This is a genomic window from Pseudomonas sp. (genome assembly GCF_049645325.1).
Taxonomy (GTDB): Bacteria; Pseudomonadota; Gammaproteobacteria; order Pseudomonadales; family Pseudomonadaceae; genus Aquipseudomonas.
Genome location: NZ_JBARTQ010000600.1, coordinates 1 through 20461, shown reverse-complemented (window position 1 = coordinate 20461; position 20461 = coordinate 1). Strand labels below are relative to the sequence as shown.

17 protein-coding genes are annotated in these 20461 nt (G+C 61.1%); all 17 read right to left on the bottom strand.

What is annotated here, in order from left to right:
- Nucleotides 1-34 precede the first annotated feature (34 nt).
- Nucleotides 35-1534, bottom strand: a complete 1500-nt coding sequence (locus WBB95_RS25155) for an ABC transporter substrate-binding protein (RefSeq protein WP_424490031.1) — start codon at nucleotides 1532-1534, stop codon at nucleotides 35-37.
- Nucleotides 1531-2652, bottom strand: a complete 1122-nt coding sequence (locus tag WBB95_RS25150) for an ABC transporter ATP-binding protein (RefSeq protein WP_424490030.1) — start codon at nucleotides 2650-2652, stop codon at nucleotides 1531-1533. The genes WBB95_RS25155 and WBB95_RS25150 overlap by 4 nt, the downstream gene beginning before the upstream one ends.
- Nucleotides 2649-3656 carry an ABC transporter ATP-binding protein gene (locus tag WBB95_RS25145; RefSeq protein WP_424490029.1) on the bottom strand — a complete coding sequence of 336 codons (1008 nt, stop codon included), beginning with the start codon at nucleotides 3654-3656 and terminating at the stop codon, nucleotides 2649-2651. The genes WBB95_RS25150 and WBB95_RS25145 overlap by 4 nt, the downstream gene beginning before the upstream one ends.
- A complete protein-coding gene (locus tag WBB95_RS25140; protein ID WP_424490028.1) occupies nucleotides 3653-4390 on the bottom strand; it encodes a FadR/GntR family transcriptional regulator in 738 nt (245 codons plus the stop codon). The genes WBB95_RS25145 and WBB95_RS25140 overlap by 4 nt, the downstream gene beginning before the upstream one ends.
- A 799-nt stretch (nucleotides 4391-5189) precedes the next feature.
- Nucleotides 5190-6653 carry an NADH-quinone oxidoreductase subunit NuoN gene (gene nuoN / locus WBB95_RS25135; protein ID WP_424490027.1) on the bottom strand — a complete coding sequence of 488 codons (1464 nt, stop codon included), beginning with the start codon at nucleotides 6651-6653 and terminating at the stop codon, nucleotides 5190-5192.
- Between the two features lie 7 nt (nucleotides 6654-6660).
- The gene (gene nuoM / locus WBB95_RS25130) at nucleotides 6661-8193 is read right to left on the bottom strand and encodes an NADH-quinone oxidoreductase subunit M (protein ID WP_424490026.1); all 1533 of its coding nucleotides are present in this window, start codon (nucleotides 8191-8193) and stop codon (nucleotides 6661-6663) included.
- 49 nt (nucleotides 8194-8242) lie between these two features.
- On the bottom strand, nucleotides 8243-10096 hold the full coding sequence (nuoL, locus tag WBB95_RS25125; protein WP_424490025.1) for an NADH-quinone oxidoreductase subunit L: 1854 nt from the start codon (nucleotides 10094-10096) through the stop codon (nucleotides 8243-8245).
- Nucleotides 10093-10401 (bottom strand): NADH-quinone oxidoreductase subunit NuoK, encoded by a 309-nt coding sequence (nuoK, locus tag WBB95_RS25120; RefSeq protein ID WP_424490024.1) that lies wholly within the window; start codon nucleotides 10399-10401, stop codon nucleotides 10093-10095. The genes nuoL and nuoK overlap by 4 nt, the downstream gene beginning before the upstream one ends.
- 2 nt (nucleotides 10402-10403) lie before the next feature.
- Nucleotides 10404-10907, bottom strand: a complete 504-nt coding sequence (nuoJ, locus tag WBB95_RS25115) for an NADH-quinone oxidoreductase subunit J (RefSeq protein ID WP_003174726.1) — start codon at nucleotides 10905-10907, stop codon at nucleotides 10404-10406.
- A gap of 9 nt (nucleotides 10908-10916) precedes the next feature.
- Nucleotides 10917-11465 carry an NADH-quinone oxidoreductase subunit NuoI gene (gene nuoI / locus WBB95_RS25110; protein WP_003174725.1) on the bottom strand — a complete coding sequence of 183 codons (549 nt, stop codon included), beginning with the start codon at nucleotides 11463-11465 and terminating at the stop codon, nucleotides 10917-10919.
- A gap of 11 nt (nucleotides 11466-11476) precedes the next feature.
- Nucleotides 11477-12484: an NADH-quinone oxidoreductase subunit NuoH gene (gene nuoH / locus WBB95_RS25105; RefSeq protein WP_424490023.1), complete on the bottom strand. Its 1008-nt coding sequence runs from the start codon at nucleotides 12482-12484 to the stop codon at nucleotides 11477-11479.
- Nucleotides 12481-15195 carry an NADH-quinone oxidoreductase subunit NuoG gene (gene nuoG, locus WBB95_RS25100; RefSeq protein WP_424490022.1) on the bottom strand — a complete coding sequence of 905 codons (2715 nt, stop codon included), beginning with the start codon at nucleotides 15193-15195 and terminating at the stop codon, nucleotides 12481-12483. Before nuoG ends, nuoH begins: the two co-directional genes overlap by 4 nt.
- 136 nt (nucleotides 15196-15331) lie before the next feature.
- Nucleotides 15332-16690: an NADH-quinone oxidoreductase subunit NuoF gene (gene nuoF, locus WBB95_RS25095; protein WP_424490021.1), complete on the bottom strand. Its 1359-nt coding sequence runs from the start codon at nucleotides 16688-16690 to the stop codon at nucleotides 15332-15334.
- A complete protein-coding gene (nuoE, locus tag WBB95_RS25090; RefSeq protein ID WP_424490020.1) occupies nucleotides 16687-17184 on the bottom strand; it encodes an NADH-quinone oxidoreductase subunit NuoE in 498 nt (165 codons plus the stop codon). Before nuoE ends, nuoF begins: the two co-directional genes overlap by 4 nt.
- Nucleotides 17185-17186: 2 nt before the next feature.
- Entirely contained in the window at nucleotides 17187-18971 is a 1785-nt protein-coding gene (gene nuoC / locus WBB95_RS25085) for an NADH-quinone oxidoreductase subunit C/D (protein WP_424490019.1), read from the bottom strand.
- Nucleotides 18972-19043: 72 nt separating this feature from the next.
- Complete coding sequence (locus WBB95_RS25080) at nucleotides 19044-19718, bottom strand: NuoB/complex I 20 kDa subunit family protein (protein ID WP_012724951.1); 675 nt, start codon at nucleotides 19716-19718, stop codon at nucleotides 19044-19046.
- Nucleotides 19719-19728: 10 nt separating this feature from the next.
- A complete protein-coding gene (locus WBB95_RS25075) occupies nucleotides 19729-20142 on the bottom strand; it encodes an NADH-quinone oxidoreductase subunit A (RefSeq protein WP_424490018.1) in 414 nt (137 codons plus the stop codon).
- Between the last annotated feature and the right edge of the window lie 319 nt (nucleotides 20143-20461).

Below are 20461 nucleotides of genomic sequence, written 5' to 3'. Positions count from 1 at the left end.
TCAAAGACTGTCGGGTGGCCTGCACGCGTGTCGATCATTTGATTGCTACGTTAGCGAGGCGAATCAACCCGTCCGGATTCGGCACGAAACCCGTGATGTCGCTGCGCATGGCGATGATGCGCGGGTCGAAATACAGGTAGCTGGTGGGCACGTCATCGGCCAGCAAGCGCAGGGCTTCGAAGTACAGCGCCTGGCGCTGCGACTCGTCGTTGACGGTGCGCGCCTTGTCCAGCAACGCGTCGAGTTTCGGGTCACAGAAGTGCCCGTCGTTCTGGCCGCCCTTGCAGGCGACGAACTGATAAATGTCGCCGTCCGGATCCGGCCGCCCGGACCAGGCACTCATGCCAACCTGAAAGTTGCCCGACTGTTGCTCGCTGAGCAGCGTGGCGTATTCAGTGGCGACGAGGTTGACCTTGAAGCCGGCTTCGTCTGCCATCGCCTGAATGATCTGGCCAACTTGCTGGGCGATGGGGTTGTTGGCGACTTTCAGCTCGACCACCAGCGGCAGTTTGACGCCGGCTTCAGCCAGCAGTTTTTTGCTTTGCTCCACATCCCGCGCCGGTATTGGCAGGCTCTTGTCGTAATACGGGCTGCTGACAGGGAAGGGTTGCGCGCCGGGTGCATACAAGCCTTCGAACACCACCTGGTTGATGGCGTCGCGGTCGATCGCCAGTTCAAACGCCTTGCGTACACGCTTGTCTTGGCCCATCGGCGTCTTGGCGCGCTCGCCATTGTTGGTGTTGTACATCAACTGCATGTAGCCCAGGCCCGGCGTGTTGAAGACTTGCAGCTTGCTGTCGGCCTTGGCGGTTTTGACGTCGGTGGGCGCGACGCGCTCGATCATCTGCAGGTCGCCCGAGCGCAGGTTGGCAAGGCGCACCGAGGTGTCGGGAATCGGCAGGAAAATCACTTTGTCGAAGTGGTAGGCCTGCTTGTTCCAGTAGTTGTCGAAGCGCTCCAGCACGATGCGGTCCTGCTGCACACGCTGGACGAACTTGTACGGGCCGGAGCAGATTGGCTTGGCGCCGACTTCCGTCGCCGACGCTTTCGGGGCCAGCATCATCCCGGCCCGGTCTGACAGTTGTGAGATCAGGGTGGCATCCGGTTGCTTGACCTTGATCGCGACCGTGTTGCTATCGATGACGTCCACGCTTTCCACCGACGCCAACTCGCTCTTGCGCAGCGAGTCGGGCAGGGTACGGGCGCGGTCGAGGTTGAACTTCACCGCAGCGGCGTCGAATGTTTCACCGTCGTGGAAGGTCACGCCTTCGCGCAGGGTCATGGTCAAGGTCTTGCCATCTTCGCTCCAGCTCCAGGCGGTGGCGAGTTGCGGCACGTATTCAAGGTGAGGGTTGATGTCCACCAGTTTGTCGCACAGCGCGGTGTAGACCAGGCGGCCTGAATAAGTGCGTGAGCGATGCGGGTCCAGCACGTCCGGGTCATCCTGAATGCCAATGCGCAGTGTGGATTCGGCAACCGCGGCATTCGCAGCGAGCAGTAACAGCGTTCCTGTCATGAGGTGGGCGAACTTCATGGCTGACTCTCCAGTGATAGGGCTTGATGACGTTTGAACAGGCTCAGGCGCTGGGTGTAGGCCGCGCTGGGTGTCGGAACAGGCAGTGAACCGCCGCCGGCGTTGGCGATTTCGCGCCAGTAGTGGCAAGCGACTTGACGCTCGGGTTCGACGCTTTCGAATACGGGCTTCACATCACGGCACAGTGGTCTGGCGTGAGGGCAGCGGGTATGGAACCGGCAGCCTGACGGAGGCTTGCTGGGGCTGGGCATGTCGCCGGTCAGCACGGGGCGCGCATGGCGCAGGTCGGGATGGCTGACCGGCACGGCGGCCATCAAGGCTTGGGTGTAGGGGTGGAAAGGCGTTTCGAACAATGCATTCACTGGCGCCAGTTCGACGATCTCGCCCAGGTACATCACCGCCACGCGGTCGCTCATGTGACGGATCACGGCGAGGCCGTGGGCCACAATCACCAGGGTTAGGCCGAATTGATGCTTGAGGTCTTCCAGCAGATTAACCACTTGGGCCTGCACCGACACGTCCAGCGCCGAGACCGGCTCATCGCCGAGGATCAAGCGCGGCTCGGAGGCCAGCGCCCGTGCGATGCCGATGCGTTGGCGCTGGCCACCGGAAAACTCGTGGGGGAAACGCCGGCCATGTTCGGGGGCCAGGCCCACGGTACGCAGCAGCTCGGCGACTTTGTCTTGCCGCACACTGCGGCTGTCGTCCCGGTGCAGCCAGATCGGTTCGCCGATGATCGATTCCACGCTCATGCGCGGGTTCAGCGAGGCGAACGGGTCTTGAAAGATGATCTGTAGGTCTCGGCGGGCCTGGCGCAGCTTATCCGGGCCCAGGTTGGCGAGGTTGAGGCCTTCGTAAATCACATCGCCGGCAGTCGGCTTGAGCAGGTTCAGCAACAGGCGGCCGAGCGTCGACTTCCCGGAACCCGACTCGCCGACCAGCGCAAGGGTTTCACCCCTGCGCACGGCAAGCGAGACCTCATTGACCGCCTGCACCGGCGGCTTCTTGCGCTGGAACAGGCCGGTTTCACTGCTGAAGTGTTTGCTGACCGCGATGCTTTCCAGAATCGGTTGCGCGACGGCCGGGCTTGGACCGAGGTTGCGTTCGAGGTGATTCATGCAGTCTCTCCCAGGTGCTGTTCCAGCGGCGCACGGATGCAGGCGGCGAAATGCCCGTTGGAGACTTCCAGCAACGGCGGGCGCGTTTCGCGACACGCGGCAAGCACGAACGGGCAACGCCCGGCAAACCGGCAGCCGCCGGGCATCTCGGCGGGTGTCGGCACGCGGCCGTTGATGGTTGCCAGCCGCCCTTCGCGCGGGCCTATGGATGGCATCGAACCCATCAGGCCGATGGTGTAGGGGTGTTGCGGGTCATCGAACAGGGCCTTGACCGGGCCGCTTTCGACCACTTGCCCGGCGTACATCACCATGACGTCGTCGGCGACTTCGGCGACCACGCCCAGGTCGTGGGTGATCAGGATCATCGCCGTGCCGGTTTCAGCCTGCAGGGTGTTCACCAGGGCGAGGATTTGCGCCTGAATGGTCACGTCCAGCGCCGTGGTGGGCTCGTCGGCGATGATCAGTTTCGGGCTGTTGGCCAGGGCCATGGCGATCATTGCGCGCTGGCGCATGCCGCCTGAGAGCTCATGCGGGTAGGCGTCCAGGCGTTGCGCCGCATCGGGTACGCGGACCTTTTCGAGCATCTGCAAGGCCCGTTGCCGGGCGTCCTTGTGGGACAGCCCTTGATGACGTTCCACGCTTTCGGCGATTTGCTCGCCAATGGTGAACACCGGATTGAGCGAGGTCATCGGCTCCTGGAAAATCATCGCCATGCGATTGCCGCGTACATCCAGCAGGCGCTCGTCGGACATCGCCAGCAAGGCTTCACCCAACAGGCTTGAGGCCTGGGCCTCAACCGTGGCGGTGTCCGGCAGCAGCCCCATCAGCGCCATGGACGTCACGCTCTTGCCACAGCCGGACTCGCCGACGATAGCCAGGGTCTTGCCGGCCTGAACCGAGAGCGACACGCCGTCGACCACGTTGGCCGGGGCACCTTTGAAGCGCACGGTGAGGTTGTTGATACTCAACACCGGCGTGTGGTCAGTGTGGGCGTCCGGGTTCATAGGCTTGCCTCAAGGTCCTGCTGGATGACGGCTTCCAAGGCCTGTTGCAAGGCGCGCAGGTGACCGCGCATGGCCGTAGCCGCCTTGACCGGGTCGCGGCTTTCGATGGCGCTGACAATGTCATCGTGGTCGTGGCTGTACATCTCCAGGCGCTCGTTACTGCGCGCCCTGTGCCGCAGGTCACGCCAAACCGGATCAAGGCGAATGGCATCGAGCATTTCAAACAGGTCCAGCATCAGGCGATTGCCCGAGGCTTCGGCGATGGCGCGGTGCAAGGCGCTGTCCCACAACTCGATGGATTCGGCGTCGGTTTCATCCACGCCCTGTTGGTAGCTGGTGCGCTCGACCAGGCGCCGCAGGATCGCCATTTGCTCACCGCTGGCGCGAATCGCAGCAAGGGACGCCAATGCCGGCTCCAGGTACAGGCGTGCTTCCATCACTTCGCTGAAATTGGTTCGGCTCGCGACTTTGGCAAACGTCATGCTGGCGCTGGGCGGTGTCGGGCCCACATAGGTGCCCTTGCCCTGACGCCGCCAGATGCGTCCTTCGGCTTCGAGCACCGCGAGTGCATGCCGAATGGCGCGGCGGCTGGCGCCAAACTCCGCGGCCAATTCTCGCTCGGTAGGCAATGCCCGCTGGGGTGTCGAGGCATGTTGAGCGACCATCTGGCGAAGCACATCCAGCGCCATTTTTGAGGACTTGTTGGGGGATGCCTCGGTCTCGAACCTTTCCATTATGGTTTCTCGCGACTAGCCAAAAAGTGGGAGCAGGGGTGGAGCGAACCAGCGATCTGCACGGGAGGGTGATTGCAAGCGCGATGCCAATTGCAATTGGTTCGCTTGCCGAACGGTCAGTTTAGACCGGGTATCGACTGACGACCGTGGGCGTCCGGGCCGTTTGGCGCGAGGCATCAGAGAGGGCGGGATTGGTTCGGCGTTAGATGAACCAATTTTTCGGGGAGGGGTGTATCGGTGTGCACAAATGTAACGTGCGCCTCTTTAGCGTGCGTTGGGCCTGGGCTGCTGGTGGCGTGTCAGCCGGTAAAATGTGGGTTCGCTTACTCCCGTTACGGCCTGGCATGCGACCGTGCTTTATCAGGTGTAAACCGAGCTAACTGTGGGAGCTGGCTTGCCTGCGATGACGGCCTGTCAGCCAACCAAAATCTACCTGGCAGACCCAATCCCACATTCTTACTGAGTACCCAGATAAAAATGATGCCGCTTTTGATCCGGTTTTTTGATCCAGCCACTCAGGTCGGCTACTAGGCCGGCGTGCTGTAGATGTTGATCTTGATCTTAGGCGGCCCACTCCGTGATGCCTGCGTTCGGGCACACCGAGCCGCAGGCGAGGTGCCGAGTGGTGGGGCAAGAGCGTTTTGGTTACTTTGCCGCTTTTGCAAAGTGACACGCCGTAAGGGCGTAACCCATAGCCGCCGTCATCCACATAACGGATATGTACTCAGCAGACCAGCGCCCCAGAAAGCAAAAACGGCGCCCGAAGGCGCCGTTCTGTTTACTGCGTTTTACTCAGCGATCAAACGCCCAGCACCGCGTGCTGCACCAGAGTGAGCAACGGTTGTGGGTACACGCCCAGGAAGAACGCGAGCAGGGCGATCGCCAGCAGCATCACGCCACCGGCTTTCTGTTCCCAGTGCAGCTCGGCATCCACACGGCGCAGGTTTGGCTCGATCAGGTACAGGGTGACCATCACGCGCAGGTAGTAGAACACGCCGATGGCGCTGCCCAGAACCAAGGAGGCAACCAACCACCATTCGTGGGCTTCAACACCGGTAGCGACGATGTAGAACTTGCCGATAAAGCCCGCGGTCAGCGGGATACCGGCCAGCGACAGCATCATCACGGTCAGCACGGCGGTCAGGTACGGACGGCGCCAGAACAGGCCGCGGTATTCGTACAGGGCGTCGGCGTCACGGCCTTTGAACGGCGAGGACATCAGCGTGATCACGCCGAATGCGCCAAGGCTGGTGATCACGTAGGTGACCAGGTATACGCCCATGGCTTCAACTGCCAGGCCTTTGCTCGCCACCAGGGCGATCAGCAGGTAGCCGAAGTGCGCGATGGACGAATAACCGAGCAGACGCTTGAGGTTGTTCTGAGTCAGGGCCAGCAGGTTACCGAACAGGATCGACGCGATGGCGATAATGGTCAGCACGTTACTCAGCACGCCGGTGTTGGCAGCAGGCGAGATCTGGAACAGACGCACCATCACCGCAAACACTGCCACCTTCGACGCCGTGGCCAGGAACGCAGCCACTGGCGCCGGGGCGCCTTCGTACACGTCCGGGGTCCACAGGTGGAATGGCACCAGGGACAGCTTGAACGCCAGGCCGATCAGCATCATGGCCAGGCCCAGTTGGGCGATTGGCGCGGGGCTGTTGGTGGTCGCCAATGCATGGCCGATACCGGTGAAGCTCAGGCTGCCGGCTTCTGCGTAGAGCAGGGCCATACCAAACAACAGGAACGCGGAACCGGCGGCCGACAGCACCATGTACTTGATGCCGGCTTCCAGCGAGCGCTTGTTGAAGAACGCGTAGGCAACCAGGCCGTAAGTCGGGATCGACAGCAGTTCCAGGCCGATGAACAAGCCAGCCAGGTGCTGTGCGCTGACCAGCACGATACCGCCGGCCGCAGCCAGCAGGATCAGCAGGTACAGCTCTTCCTTGTTGCCCGGGTAGCCGGTGCCGCCTTCGCCGAGGTAGGCGTGGGCGAGGGTGACGCAGGCCAGCGTGGCGACGAGGATCAACGCGATGTACAGCAGCGCGAAGTCATCGATCATCATCAGCGGGGTCACGGCCAGTGGCGCGACCTTGAGTGCCGGGATGATCGATAGCAGGGCCAGGTTCAAACCGGCACACGACAGCAGGAACGTCTGTGAGTGATTGCGGCGCCAAGCGATCGCCAGCATCACCGCAACCACGGTAAGGCTGGTGATCAGCAGCGGCGCAAGCGCGATAAAGTGTTGGATCGTGAATTCCATAGCGCTCTTACCGTGCCGAAGCGAGTTGAGTGAAGGCGGTGCTGAACCACTGCTGCACGCCATGCATCGTCGCGGCAGAAGTGTCCAGGAACGGTTGCGGGTACACGCCGATGTAGATCAGCAGCACCGCAAGGCCGAGCACCATGATCAGTTCGCGAGCATCCATCCCTTGCAGGACGGTGTCGGACTTGGCCGGGCCGAAGTAGGCGCGGTGGATCATGATCAGCGAGTAAACCGAACCAAACACCAGGCCGGAGGTAGCAATGGCGCTGATCCACGGCGTGTGCACGAACGAACCCATCAGGATCAGGAACTCGCCGATAAAGTTACCGGTGCCCGGCAAGCCCAGGGAAGCCGCGGCAAAGAACAGGCTGATCGCCGGCAGGTACGCAATGCGCGACCACACGCCACCCATTTCACGCATGTCACGGGTGTGCAGGCGCTCGTACAGCTGGCCACTCAGGATAAAGAGTGCAGCGGCCGAAACACCGTGGGCCAACATCTGGATAACCGCGCCTTGCAACGCCAGCTGGCTGCCGGAGTAGATGCCGATCAGGACGAAACCCATGTGGGAAACGGACGAGAAGGCAATAAGGCGCTTGATGTCGGTTTGTGCGAAAGCCAGGAACGCGCCGTAGAAGATCCCGATCAGACCCAGGGTCATGGCGATCGGTGCGAACTCGGCCGAGGCATTCGGGAACAGTGGCAAGGCGAAACGCAGCAGGCCATAGGCCGCGGTCTTCAGCAGGATACCGGCCAGGTCCACGGAGCCTGCGGTCGGCGCCTGGGCGTGAGCGTCAGGCAGCCAGGAGTGGAATGGCACCACCGGCAGCTTCACCGCGAACGCGATGAAGAAGCCGAGCATCAGGATGTACTCGGTGGTCAGGGACATCTTGGTTTTCAACAGGTCGGCGTAGTTGAACGTGATCACGCCTGTGCTGTTGAAGTTGACCAGTACCAGCCCCACGATCGCCACCAACATGATCAGGCCGGAAGCCTGGGTGAAGATGAAGAACTTGGTCGCCGCGTAGATCCGGGTTTTCTTGCCGTCCGAAGAACTGTGACCCCAGAGCGCGATGAGGAAGTACATCGGCACCAGCATCATTTCCCAGAAGAAGAAGAACATGAACAGGTCCAGCGCCAGGAACACGCCGACAACGCCGCCCAAAATCCACATCAGGTTCAGGTGGAAGAAGCCCACGTGGCGCTGAATTTCTTTCCAGGAGCAAAGTACCGAGAGGATACCCAGCAGGCCGGTCAGCAGGATCATCAACAGCGACAGGCCGTCGAGGGCCAGGTGCACGTTGATGCCGAAGCGCTGGATCCACACGTGCTTGAATTCAAGCGCGAAGGTCGGATCGGCACCCGGTGCCGGAGCAAATGAATAGTCGCCATGGGCCCACAGCCAGAGGCCGAGTGCGAGTTCCAGGGACATGGTCAGCAACGCAATCCAGCGGGGGAGGGTGGCGCCGAAGCGTTCACCCATCCAGCAGAGCAGGCCGCCGATAAAGGGGATCAGGATTAGCCAGGGCAGAATCATGACGGGCTCGTTTCCTTTCGCAAGTTCGCAAAGTTCGCAATGTACATAGTCATACCGCTACCACGACGATGGCGCCGATCACCAATACGGCACCGGCCGCCATGGAAGCCGCGTACCAGCGCAGTTGGCCAGTCTCGCTGCGGCTCAGGGCGGTGTGACCGGCCTTGGCGGCGCGCGGGATCAAACCGATGGTCTGGTCGAGCGGGTCTTTGCGCAGTACATGGCTGATAGCAAGGTATGGCTTGACGAACAGCTTGTCGTAGATCCAGTCGAAGCCCCACGCGGCGAACCACCAGGCCGACAGGAAGCGACCGATGCCACTGTTGGCCACAGCGGTCACGAAGCGGCGCTTGCCGAGGAACAGCAGGGCGGCCAGCAGGATACCGGCGATGGCAATGGCGCCCGAGGCGATTTCCAGGCTGTGCTTGGCAGCGCCGCCGGCATGGCCCGCGCTTTCCGGCAGTACACCGGCCAGTGGCGGGGTGATCAGGGCGCCGATAAAGGTCGACAGGACGATCAGCACCGACAGTGGCAACCAGTGGGAGATGCCGTGGCCTGCGTGTGCTTCGGTCTTGGCTTCACCGTGGAACGTGATGAAGATCAGGCGGAAGGTGTACAGCGAGGTCATGAAGGCACCGACCAGGCCGGCGTACAGCAGGCCGTGGTTACCGCTGGCAAAGGCTTCCCAGAGGATTTCGTCTTTGGAGTAGAAACCTGCAGTCACCAGTGGCAGGGCCGACAAGGCCGCGCCGCCAACGATGAAGCTGGCGTAGGCCAACGGCAGTTTCTTCCACAGGCCGCCCATCTTGAAGATGTTCTGCTCGTGGTGGCAGGCAACGATCACCGCACCGGAAGCAAGGAACAGCAGGGCCTTGAAGAAGGCGTGGGTCATCAGGTGGAAGATCGCCGCGTCCCAGGCGCCGACGCCCAGGGCCAGGAACATGTAGCCGATCTGGCTCATGGTCGAGTAGGCGAGGATTCGCTTGATGTCGGTCTGCACCAGCGCGGCGAAGCCGGCCAGTACCAGGGTCACGCCGCCCACCAGGCCCACCAGGTGCAGGATTTCCGGCGCCAGGGTGAACAGGCCGTGGGTACGCGCGATCAGGTAGACACCGGCGGTTACCATGGTTGCGGCGTGGATCAGTGCCGATACCGGGGTAGGACCGGCCATCGCATCCGCCAGCCAGGTTTGCAGCGGCAGTTGCGCGGATTTACCGACAGCACCGCCCAGCAGCATCAGGGTCGCCAGGGTGATCCAGAAGTCGCCGACCTGGAATTTCTGCGGTGCCAGCACCAGCAGTTCCTGGATGTTCAGCGTGCCCACCTGTTGGAACAGGATGAACAGGCCGATGGCCATGAACACGTCGCCGATGCGGGTCACGATAAAGGCTTTAAGTGCCGCGTTACCGTTGTTGCGGTTGCTGTAGTAGAAACCGATCAACAGGTACGAGCACAGGCCCACGCCTTCCCAGCCGAAGTACAGGAACAACAGGTTATCGCCCAGCACCAGGAACAGCATGCTGGCGATAAACAGGTTGGTGTAGGCGAAGAAGCGCGAGTAACCGGCTTCACCGCGCATGTACCAGGACGCGAACAGGTGGATCAGGAAGCCTACACCCACCACCACGCCGAGCATGGTGATCGACAGGCCGTCGACGTAGAGCGCGAAGTTCGGCTTAAAGCCGTCCACCGACATCCACTGCCACAGCACCAGGGTGTAGTGACCGCCTTCCGGCGGCGCCACGTTGAATTGCCAGATGACGTAGGCGGCGACAATCGCCGACAGGCCAATGGAACCTACGCCCACCAGGGCCGAGAGGTTTTCCGACCAGCGTCCACGAGAGAACGACAGCAGCAGGAAACCGATCAGGGGGAATACAAACGTCAGAAAGATCATGTTCATCCGCGCATCTCACTGGCAGCGTCGATATCAAGCGTGTGGAAGCGACGGTACAGTTGCAGCAGGATCGCCAGGCCAATACTGGCCTCGGCGGCTGCCAGGCTGATCACCAGGATGAACATGACTTGTCCATCCGGCTGGCCCCAACGTGCACCCGCAACGACGAACGCGAGTGCGGCTGCGTTCATCATGATTTCCAGGCTCATCAACACGAACAAAATGTTACGGCGGACCATCAGGCCGACCAGGCCAAGGCAGAACAGGATGCCGGCGACCGCCAGACCATGCTCCAAAGGGATAGCAGGCATCGTCATTGCTCCTTGGCTTCGTTGCGGCCCAAGTGGAAGGCGGTGATGGCTGCAGCGAGCAACAGCATCGAAGCCAGTTCGACCACCAGCAGGTACGGGCCGAACAGGCTGATGCCCACGGCTTTTGCATCCACGGTGGTGTGGCCGATGGCCTGGCCGCTCTGGTGAGCGAACAGCACGTACAGCAGTTCACCCAGCAGCAGGGCTGCGAGGACAACCGGGCCGAGCCAGATGCCGGGCTTGAGCCAGACGCGTTCCTGGGCGACCGAAGCCGGCCCCAGGTTGAGCATCATCACCACAAACACGAACAGCACCATGATGGCGCCGGCGTAGGCGATCACTTCCAGTACACCGGCGAATGGTGCGCCGAGGCTGAAGAAGGTCATGGCCACCGCGATCAGCGAAATGATCAGGTAGAGCAGGGCGTGCACGGGGTTGGTGTTGGTGATCACGCGAAGCGTGGACACCACTGCAATACCCGACGCGAAATAGAAAGCGAATTCCATCTTTCTTCCTTAAGGCAGCAAGCTCTTCACGTTGATCGGCTCGGCTTCGTTTTGTGCGGCGCCTTTCGGCTTCCCGGCAACGGCCATACCTGCAACGCGATAGAAGTTGTAATCAGGGTTTTTACCGGGACCAGAGATCAGCAGATCTTCTTTCTCGTACACCAGGTCCTGACGTTTGAACTCGGCCATCTCGAAATCCGGGGTGAGCTGGATTGCGGTGGTCGGGCAAGCTTCCTCGCAGAGGCCGCAGAAAATGCAGCGCGAGAAGTTGATGCGGAAGAAGTCCGGGTACCAGCGACCGTCTTCGGTTTCAGCTTTCTGCAGGGAGATGCAACCCACCGGGCATGCCACGGCGCACAGGTTGCAGGCAACGCAACGCTCTTCGCCATCGGGGTCGCGGGTCAGCACAATACGGCCGCGATAGCGCGGCGGCAGGTACACGGCTTCTTCCGGGTATTGCAGGGTGTCGCGTTTGCGGAAGCCGTGACCGAACACCATCACCAGGCTTCGCAACTGGGTACCGGTACCCTTAACGATGTCGCCAATATATTTGAACATGGGTCAAATCCTCACTGAACCGCGCCGGCTGGCGTGTTCAACAACACAACAGCAGCCGTCACCAGCAAATTGATCAGGGTCAGCGGCAGGCAGAATCTCCAGCTGAAATCCATCACCTGGTCATAGCGTGGGCGCGGAATGGAGGCGCGCAGCAGGATGAACAGCATGATGAAGAACGCGGTCTTCAAGAAGAACCAGAAGAAAGCCAACTGCGGCAGGATGTCGAACGGACCGTGCCAGCCGCCGAAGAACAGCGTGACCAGCAAGGCCGAGATCAAGATGATGCCGATGTATTCGCCAACGAAGAACATGCCCCATTTCATGCCGGCGTATTCAATGTGGTAACCGTCAGCCAGTTCCTGTTCCGCTTCCGGCTGGTCGAACGGGTGACGGTGAGTCACGGCGACGCCAGCGATGAAGAAGGTACAGAAGCCGAAGAACTGCGGAATGATGAACCACAGGTTCTGCGCTTGGTACTCGACGATGTCGCGCATGTTGAACGAGCCGACCTGCACCACGATGCCCATCAGCGCGAGGCCCATGAACACTTCGTAGGAGACGGTCTGGGCCGAGGCCCGCAAGCTGCCCAGCAGGGCGAACTTGTTGTTGCTCGACCAACCGGCGAACAGCACCGCGTAGACCGACAAACCGGCCATGGCGAAGAAGAACAGCAAGCCGATGTTCAGGTCCGCCACGCCCCAGGTCGGAGTGATCGGGATGACCGCAAAGGCGATCAGCAAGGCGCTCATGGCCACGACCGGTGCCAGGGTGAAGATCACCTTGTCGGCAAACGGCGGGGTCCAGTCTTCCTTGAAGAACATTTTCAGCATGTCGGCAGCGATCTGGAACATGCCGAACGGGCCAACACGGTTCGGACCGTAACGGTCCTGCCACCAGCCCAGCAGGCGACGTTCGACGAAGCTGAGCAAGGCGCCCGCGACGACCACGGCCAACAGGATCACGATGGCCTTGACGACCGAGATGATCACGTCGATCACTTCAGGGGTGAACCAGGTCATTGCGCTGCCTCCTGCAGACCGTCAACGGTTTGGCCAAAGATCGCCGGTGGAATACCCGCGAGGCCTTTTGGCAGTGCAACCAGGCCAGCCCCCAACTCGTCGTTGATGCGCAGCGGCAGACGCAGGGTCTGGCCCGCTACGGTCAAGCTAAGCAGGGCACCGTCGTTGACACCCAGGCGATCAGCTTCGGACTTGGCGACAGACACGTAGGCGGCCGGAATGCGCTCTTGCACCGGTGCGGCTTTGGACGAGGTTTCTTCGCTGCCGAACAGGTGGAAGAACGGCACAACCTGCCAAGTGCCCTGGGCCGGGTTGAACGGACGCGGTACGGCGGCGAACCAGTTCAGCGAGTCACCGGTGCTTTCGATCAGGCGGGTGCCCGGGTCGCCGGCACGGATGTGACCACCGACTTCGTCCTGGAACTTGTTCCAGGCTTGCGGCGAGTTCCAGCCCGGCGACCAGGCAAACGGCACCTGCTGACGCGGCTCGACCGAACCCGAGTAACCTTCCATCGAGAAGGCGAACGCGGTGTCGTTGTCTTGCGGCGTACGCGGTTCGTGCACGCTGATATCAGCACGCATGGCGGTACGGCCGGAATAACGCAACGGCTCACGGGCGAGCTTCATGCCCTTGATACGGAACGCAGCAGACGGTGCAGCGTCGACGATACGTGCCAGCTGCGGCGCGCTTGCGGCGGCGGCAGCGGTCACGTGGTCGAGCTGGGTCCAGTCGATCGGCTGGTTCAGCAGGGTCGCGCGCAGGGCATGCAGCCAGCGCCAGCCTTCGTGAACCAGGATGCTGGCGTCCATGTACTTCGGATCGAACACCTGGAAGAAGCGCTGGGCGCGGCCTTCCTGGCTGACCAGGGTACCGTCGCCTTCGGCGAAAGTAGCGGCTGGCAGCACCAGGTCGGCACGTTCGCTGGTGGCAGTCTTCTGGTGGTCGGCAACGATCAGTACTTTGGCGGCGTTCAACGCGGCGTCGACCTTGGCCGAATCCGTGCGGGTGTACAGGTCGTTTTCCAACACCACGATCGCGTCGGCTTTGCCGTCGGTGACCGCTTGCAGCGCGGCGTCCAGCGACTCGCCACCGAGCATGGCCAGGCCGAGGCTGTTGGCTTCCGGCACGACCAGGCTGATGGAGCCGTTCTTGTCACGCAGCTTCAAGGCTTTGGCGATGTTGGCAGCCGCTTCGATCAGCGCCTTGGAACCCAGCGAGGTACCGGCAATGATCAGCGGGCGCTTGGCGGCCAGCAGGGCGTCGGCGATACGCTGGGCCAGTTCAACGGCTTCAGTGTCCAGGCCTTCGACGGCAGGCGCGCTGGCGTCGAGGGCGTGGGCCACGGCGAAACCGATGCGGGCCAGGTCGTCCGGTGCTGCGTGCACGCATTCTTCGGCGATGTCGTCGAGCTTGGTTTCAGCCAGGCTTGCGATAAACAGCGGGTTCAGCGCGTGCTGGCCGATGTTTTTAACCGCAGCGTCGAGCCAAGGCTGTACGCGCATGGCGTCGGCCATGTCTTCAGCCTTGCCTTTGACCGACTGACGCAGCGACAGTGCGATACGCGCGGCGGTCTGGGTCAGGTCTTCACCGAGCACGAAGATTGCGTCGTGGTCTTCGATGTCGCGCATGTTCGGCACCGGCAACGGGCTGTCGTTCAGCACTTGCAGGACCAGGCGGATGCGCTCCAGCTCAGCGGCTTCAATACCGGAGTAGAAGTGCTCGGCGCCCACCAGCTCACGCAACGCGTAGTTGCTTTCGAGGCTGGCACGTGGCGAACCGATACCGACGATGTTGCGACCGCGCAGCAGGTCGGCGGCTTTATCGAGTGCCGCGTCGAGGCTCAGCTTGGCGCCATCGGCCAGCAGCGGCTGACGTGGGCGGTCTTCGCGGTTGACGTAGCCATAACCGAAACGGCCACGGTCGCACAGGAAGTACTGGTTGACCGAACCGTTGAAGCGGTTTTCGATGCGACGCAGTTCGCCATAGCGTTCGCCCGGGGAGATGTTGCAACCGCTGGAGCAGCCATGGCAGATACTCGGCGAGAACTGCATGTCCCACTTGCGGTTGTAGCGCTCGGAGTGCGTCTTGTCGGTGAACACACCGGTCGGGCAGACCTCGGTGAGGTTGCCGGAGAATTCGCTTTCGAGCACGCCGTCTTCAACGCGACCGAAGTACACGTTGTCGTGGGCGCCGAATACGCCCAGGTCAGTGCCGCCGGCGTAGTCTTTATAGAAGCGCACACAGCGATAGCAGGCGATGCAGCGGTTCATTTCGTGGGAAATGAACGGGCCCAGTTGCTGGTTCTGGTGGGTACGCTTGGTGAAGCGATAACGGCGCTCGTTGTGGCCGGTCATCACCGTCATGTCTTGCAAGTGGCAGTGACCGCCTTCCTCACAGACCGGGCAGTCGTGTGGGTGGTTGGTCATCAGCCATTCGACGACACTGGCGCGGAACGCCTTGGATTCTTCATCTTCGATGGAGATCCAGGTGTTGTCGGTGGCTGGCGTCATGCAGGACATGACGATACGACCACGGGTGTCGTTCTCGTCGGTGTACTGCTTGACCGCACACTGGCGACAGGCACCGACGCTACCAAGCGCGGGGTGCCAGCAGAAATACGGGATGTCGAGGCCTAGTGACAGACACGCCTGTAACAGGTTGTCCGCCCCATCGACTTCGAGCGCTTTGCCGTCTACGTGGATAGTGGCCATGGTTCAAAGTTCTTCGTTGGCCCGTTGTCAGCGGGCGTGGCTAATGGAATCTTGTTATTTCATGTGCATCTACACAGCCATAAAGGCGTCAGCACATGAGAAAGCGAAGGGCACGGACCCTTCGCCTTGTTAAGCGTTACGCACCGACCATGGTCGGTGTTACCACCTGATTCAGATCACCGGCGCGCGCAGGTGCGATGCCAGCCTCGAATTCAGAACGGAAGTATTTGATTGCGCTGCCCAATGGCTCCACGGCGCCCGGTGCGTGAGCACAGAAGGTCTTGCCAGGGCCGAGGAAACCGACCAGACCCAGCAGGGTCTCGATGTCGCCCGGTTGGCCTTCACCGTTCTCGATCGCCATCAAGAGCTTGACGCTCCATGGCAAACCATCGCGGCATGGGGTGCAGAACCCGCAGGATTCACGGGAGAAGAACTGCTCCATGTTGCGCAGCAACGAGACCATGTTCACGGTGTTGTCGACCGCCATTGCCAGGCCAGTACCCATGCGGGTGCCGACCTTGCCGATGCCGCCGGCATACATCTGTGCGTCAAGGTGCTCAGGGAGCAGGAAGCCGGTACCGGCGCCGCCTGGCTGCCAGGCTTTCAAGGTGTAGCCGTCGCGCATGCCGCCGGCGTAGTCCTCGAACAGCTCGCGGGCGGTCACGCCGAACGGCAGTTCCCACAGGCCAGGGTTCTTGACCTTGCCGGAGAAGCCCATGAGCTTGGTGCCCATGTCTTCGCTGCCTTCGCGGGCCAACGATTTGTACCAGTCCACGCCGTCGGCGATGATCGCCGGCACGTTGCACAGGGTTTCAACGTTGTTCACGCACGTCGGCTTGCCCCACACGCCCACGGCGGCAGGGAAGGGCGGCTTGGAACGCGGGTTGGCGCGGCGGCCTTCGAGGGAGTTGATCAGTGCGGTTTCTTCACCGCAGATATAACGCCCGGCGCCGGTGTGCACGAACAGTTCGAAGTCAAAACCCGAGCCGAGGATGTTCTTGCCCAGCAGGCCCGCTGCCTTGGCTTCTTCCACAGCACGGGTGAGGTGCTTGGCGGCGGTGGTGTATTCGCCCCGCAGGAAGATGTAGCCACGGTAGGTTTTCAGCGCGCGGGCGCTGATCAGCATGCCTTCGATCAGCAGATGGGGCAGTTGCTCCATCAGCATGCGGTCTTTCCAGGTGTTCGGCTCCATTTCATCCGCGTTGCACAGCAGGTAGCGGATGTTGATGGATTCGTCTTTGGGCATCAGGCCCCACTTCACGCCCGTGGGGAAGCCTGCACCGCCGCGACCTTTGAGGCCTGCGTCTTTCACGGTCTGGACGATGTCGTCCTGGGCCATGTCGGCAAAGGCTTTGCGCGCAGCGGCGTAACCGTTCTTGGCCTGGTACTCGTCGAGCCAAACGGCTTCGCCATCGTCACGCAGGCGCCAGGTCAGCGGATGGGTCTCAGGCGAACGCTTGATCAGGTTGGCCGGGCCGAAAGATGTAAGGGTCATGGGTAGCCCTCAAGCAATTGGGTCACGCCAGCAGGCTGCACGTCACCGAATGTGTCGTCGTCGATCATCAACGCCGGCGCCTTGTCGCAGTTGCCCAGGCAGCACACCGGCAGCAGCGTGAAGCGGCCGTCCGGAGTGGTTTGGCCGAGGCCGATGCCCAGCTTGGCCTGGATCTCGCTGACCACCGACTCGTGGCCACCGATGTAGCAAACCATGCTGTCGCACACGCGAATGATGTGGCGGCCCACCGGCTGACGGAAGATCTGGCTGTAGAACGTGGCCACCCCTTCAACGTCGCTGGCCGGGATGCCGAGCAGTTCGCCGATGGCGTAGAGGGCGCCGTCGGGCACCCAGCCACGTTCCTTCTGGACGATCTTCAAGGCTTCGATCGACGCCGCGCGCGGGTCTTCGTAGTGATGCAGCTCGTGCTCGATGGCCGAGCGCTCGGTTTCACTCAAGGTGAAACGATCTGTTTGGATAAGCGTGTTATTCATGCTTAGCGGTCCACGTCGGCCATAACGAAATCGATACTACCCAGGTACGCAATCAAGTCCGCGACCATCTCGCCTTTGATCACCGAAGGGATCTGCTGCAAGTGCGGGAAGCTTGGGGTACGAATCCGGGTGCGGTAGCTCATGGTGCCGCCATCGCTCGTCAGGTAATAACTGTTGATACCCTTGGTCGCTTCAATCATCTGGAAGGACTCGTTGGCCGGCATGACCGGGCCCCACGAAACTTGCAGGAAGTGCGTGATCAAGGTTTCGATGTGCTGCAGCGTGCGCTCTTTCGGCGGCGGCGTGGTCAGCGGGTGATCTGCCTTGTAGGGGCCTGCCGGCATGTTGCGCATGCACTGCTCGATGATCTTCAGGCTCTGGCGCATCTCTTCGACGCGCACGATGCAACGGTCGTAGGCGTCGCCATTCGCAGCTGTCGGAATCTCGAATTCGAAGTTCTCGTAGCCGGAATACGGACGCGCTTTACGCAGGTCGAAATCGCAACCGGTCGAACGCAAGCCTGCACCGGTGACGCCCCATTCCAGGGCCTCTTTGGTGTTGTAGGCGGCAACGCCGATGGTCCGACCTTTGAGGATGCTGTTGTCGAGGGCGGCTTTCTGGTACTCGTCCAGACGCTTGGGCATCCAGTCGATGAATTCCTTGACCAGGCGCTCCCAGCCGTTCGGCAGGTCGTGCGCCACACCGCCGATGCGGTACCAGGCCGGGTGCAGGCGGAAGCCGGTGACGGCTTCGATCACCTTGTAGGCGCGCTGACGGTCGGTGAACGTGAAGAAAACCGGGGTCATGGCGCCGACGTCCTGGATATAAGTACCCAGGAACAGCAGGTGGCTGGTGATCCGGAAGAACTCGGCCATCATGATGCGGATGGTGTCGACGCGGTCCGGCACTTTGATACCGGCCAGCTTCTCGACCGAGAGCACGTACGGCAGGTTGTTCATCACGCCGCCGAGGTAGTCGATACGGTCGGTGTACGGGATGAAGCTGTGCCACGACTGACGCTCGGCCATCTTCTCGGCACCACGGTGGTGGTAACCGACATCAGGCACGCAGTCGACGATTTCTTCGCCGTCCAGTTGCAGGATGATACGGAAGGCACCGTGAGCCGAAGGGTGGTTCGGGCCCAGGTTGAGGAACATGTAGTCCTCGTTGGTGCCGGAACGCTTCATGCCCCAATCTTCCGGACGGAAGCGTGCAGCCTCTTCTTCAAGCTGTTGCTTGGCCAGGTTAAGGCTGAACGGGTCGAATTCGGTGGCGCGCGCCGGGAAGTCCTTGCGCAGCGGGTGACCTTCCCACGTTGGCGGCATCATGATGCGCGTCAGGTGCGGGTGGCCGGGGAAGTCGATGCCGAACATGTCCCACACTTCACGCTCGTACCAGTTGGCGTTTGGCCAGATACCGGTAATGGTCGGGACGCTCAGGTCGCTCTCGGACAGGGCGACCTTGATCATCACGTCGCTGTTACGTTCCAGCGACATCAGGTGGTAGAACACGGTGAAATCAGCGCCGCTCGGCAGCCCCTGGCGCTTGGTGCGCAGACGCTCGTCCACGCCATGCAGGTCATAGAGCATGACGTACGGCTTGGGCAGGTTGCGCAGGAAGGTCAGGACTTCGACGAGCTTGGCACGCGCCACCCACAGCACCGGCATGCCGGTACGTGTGGCCTGGGCGGTGAAGGCGTCAGGGCCAAAACGGTTGTTGAGTTCGACGACCACATCCTGGTCGTCTGCCTTATAAGGCGGGATGTACAGAGCACTGCCTGTAGTCATGGTTTTTTATCGCTTTCGGTCAACGTAAAGAATGAAACCAGGTGTTCGTTCTATATAAGAAGCGGTGCTGGATCAGACTTCGTCGGGGCTGCGCAGGTTGGTGACTGCGATTCGCTGTTCGCGGCGCTGTTCCTTTTGCGACGGCATCTCGGCGCGGTACACGCCTTGATCGCCGACGACCCAGGACAGTGGGCGACGCTCCTTGCCAATCGATTCCTGCAACAGCATCAAGCCTTGCAGAAATGCTTCAGGGCGGGGCGGGCAGCCAGGCACGTAGACGTCCACGGGCAGGAACTTGTCCACCCCTTGAACGACGGAGTAGATGTCGTACATGCCACCGGAGTTGGCGCACGAACCCATGGAGATAACCCACTTCGGTTCGAGCATTTGCTCGTAGAGACGCTGGATGATCGGCGCCATCTTGATAAAGCAGGTACCGGCGATAACCATGAAATCCGCCTGGCGCGGTGATGCCCGGATAACTTCGGCGCCAAAGCGCGCGATGTCGTGGGGCGCCGTGAAGGCGGTGGTCATTTCCACGTAGCAGCACGAAAGACCGAAGTTGTACGGCCACAGGGAGTTTTTACGCCCCCAGTTGACCGCGCCACTCAGCACGTCTTCCAGCTTGCCCATGTAGATGTTTTTGTGGACTTGATCTTCTAACGGATCGGAGACGGTTTCCCGTTCGCCGATTGGGTACTGATCGTTAGGAGCATCCGGGTCGATCCTGGTGAGATTGTATTGCATCGCCAAAGCCTCATTGTTTCAGCTTCGCTTGCCGCTTACGACGAGCTTCCGGAGCCCAATCAAGGGCGCCCACTCGGAATAGGTAGACAAGGCCTGCCAACAGAATTGCTATGAAAACGAGGGCTTCGACGAATCCGGTCCAGCCGCTTTCGCGGACGGACAAAGACCAGGCAAAGAGAAAAAGGGCTTCGATATCGAAGATCACGAAGAGCATCGCGACCAGATAGAATTTGGCTGAGAGCCGCAAGCGGGCGCCACCTGTGGGCAGCATGCCGGACTCGAACGGTTCATTTTTGCTGCGGCCCCAGGCTTTTGACCCGAGGAGGCTGGAGACGCCGAGCATGAAGGCGCAAAGGCCGACAACACCGAGGAGGAAAATGGCAAAGCCCCAGTTGTGGGCCATGAGTCCTGTCGCTTCGGTCATGCTGGAAATCCTTAACAGAGAGCAAAGGTCTCTGAGCTCGAAAAAGTAACGATGCAGTGACGATATGTCGCACTGCAATCAATCGCGGTGATTTTATGGCTAAACACCGGGCAAGTAAAATTCCGATAGCGAAATTATTCGGTGGAATAAGCACATAGTGCACCTTCTTGGGGCTGTAGGCCTTGTGGGGCGGGGATTAGCGGGCTTTTCACCAATTATGTTTTGTTTAGGCTGTAAAGAAGTTTTCATGGGCTAAATGATAATGAATATTGTTTGCGCAGGGTTTAAGCGAATGTTTCTCGTGTGGCGGGGGAAGTTG

Coding starts and splice junctions, on each gene's coding strand:
- nuoM (WP_424490026.1), bottom strand. CDS start 8,193: ATGATTCTGCCCTGGCTAATCCTGATCCCCTTTATCGGCGGCCTGCTC.
- WBB95_RS25075 (WP_424490018.1), bottom strand. CDS start 20,142: ATGACCGAAGCGACAGGACTCATGGCCCACAACTGGGGCTTTGCCATT.
- nuoJ (WP_003174726.1), bottom strand. CDS start 10,907: ATGGAATTCGCTTTCTATTTCGCGTCGGGTATTGCAGTGGTGTCCACG.
- nuoK (WP_424490024.1), bottom strand. CDS start 10,401: ATGCCTGCTATCCCTTTGGAGCATGGTCTGGCGGTCGCCGGCATCCTG.
- WBB95_RS25145 (WP_424490029.1), bottom strand. CDS start 3,656: ATGAACCCGGACGCCCACACTGACCACACGCCGGTGTTGAGTATCAAC.
- WBB95_RS25140 (WP_424490028.1), bottom strand. CDS start 4,390: ATGGAAAGGTTCGAGACCGAGGCATCCCCCAACAAGTCCTCAAAAATG.
- nuoG (WP_424490022.1), bottom strand. CDS start 15,195: ATGGCCACTATCCACGTAGACGGCAAAGCGCTCGAAGTCGATGGGGCG.
- WBB95_RS25150 (WP_424490030.1), bottom strand. CDS start 2,652: ATGAATCACCTCGAACGCAACCTCGGTCCAAGCCCGGCCGTCGCGCAA.
- nuoF (WP_424490021.1), bottom strand. CDS start 16,690: ATGACCCTTACATCTTTCGGCCCGGCCAACCTGATCAAGCGTTCGCCT.
- nuoH (WP_424490023.1), bottom strand. CDS start 12,484: ATGACCTGGTTCACCCCTGAAGTGATCGACGTGATCATCTCGGTCGTC.
- WBB95_RS25155 (WP_424490031.1), bottom strand. CDS start 1,534: ATGAAGTTCGCCCACCTCATGACAGGAACGCTGTTACTGCTCGCTGCG.
- nuoC (WP_424490019.1), bottom strand. CDS start 18,971: ATGACTACAGGCAGTGCTCTGTACATCCCGCCTTATAAGGCAGACGAC.
- nuoI (WP_003174725.1), bottom strand. CDS start 11,465: ATGTTCAAATATATTGGCGACATCGTTAAGGGTACCGGTACCCAGTTG.
- nuoL (WP_424490025.1), bottom strand. CDS start 10,096: ATGAACATGATCTTTCTGACGTTTGTATTCCCCCTGATCGGTTTCCTG.
- nuoE (WP_424490020.1), bottom strand. CDS start 17,184: ATGAATAACACGCTTATCCAAACAGATCGTTTCACCTTGAGTGAAACC.
- nuoN (WP_424490027.1), bottom strand. CDS start 6,653: ATGGAATTCACGATCCAACACTTTATCGCGCTTGCGCCGCTGCTGATC.
- WBB95_RS25080 (WP_012724951.1), bottom strand. CDS start 19,718: ATGCAATACAATCTCACCAGGATCGACCCGGATGCTCCTAACGATCAG.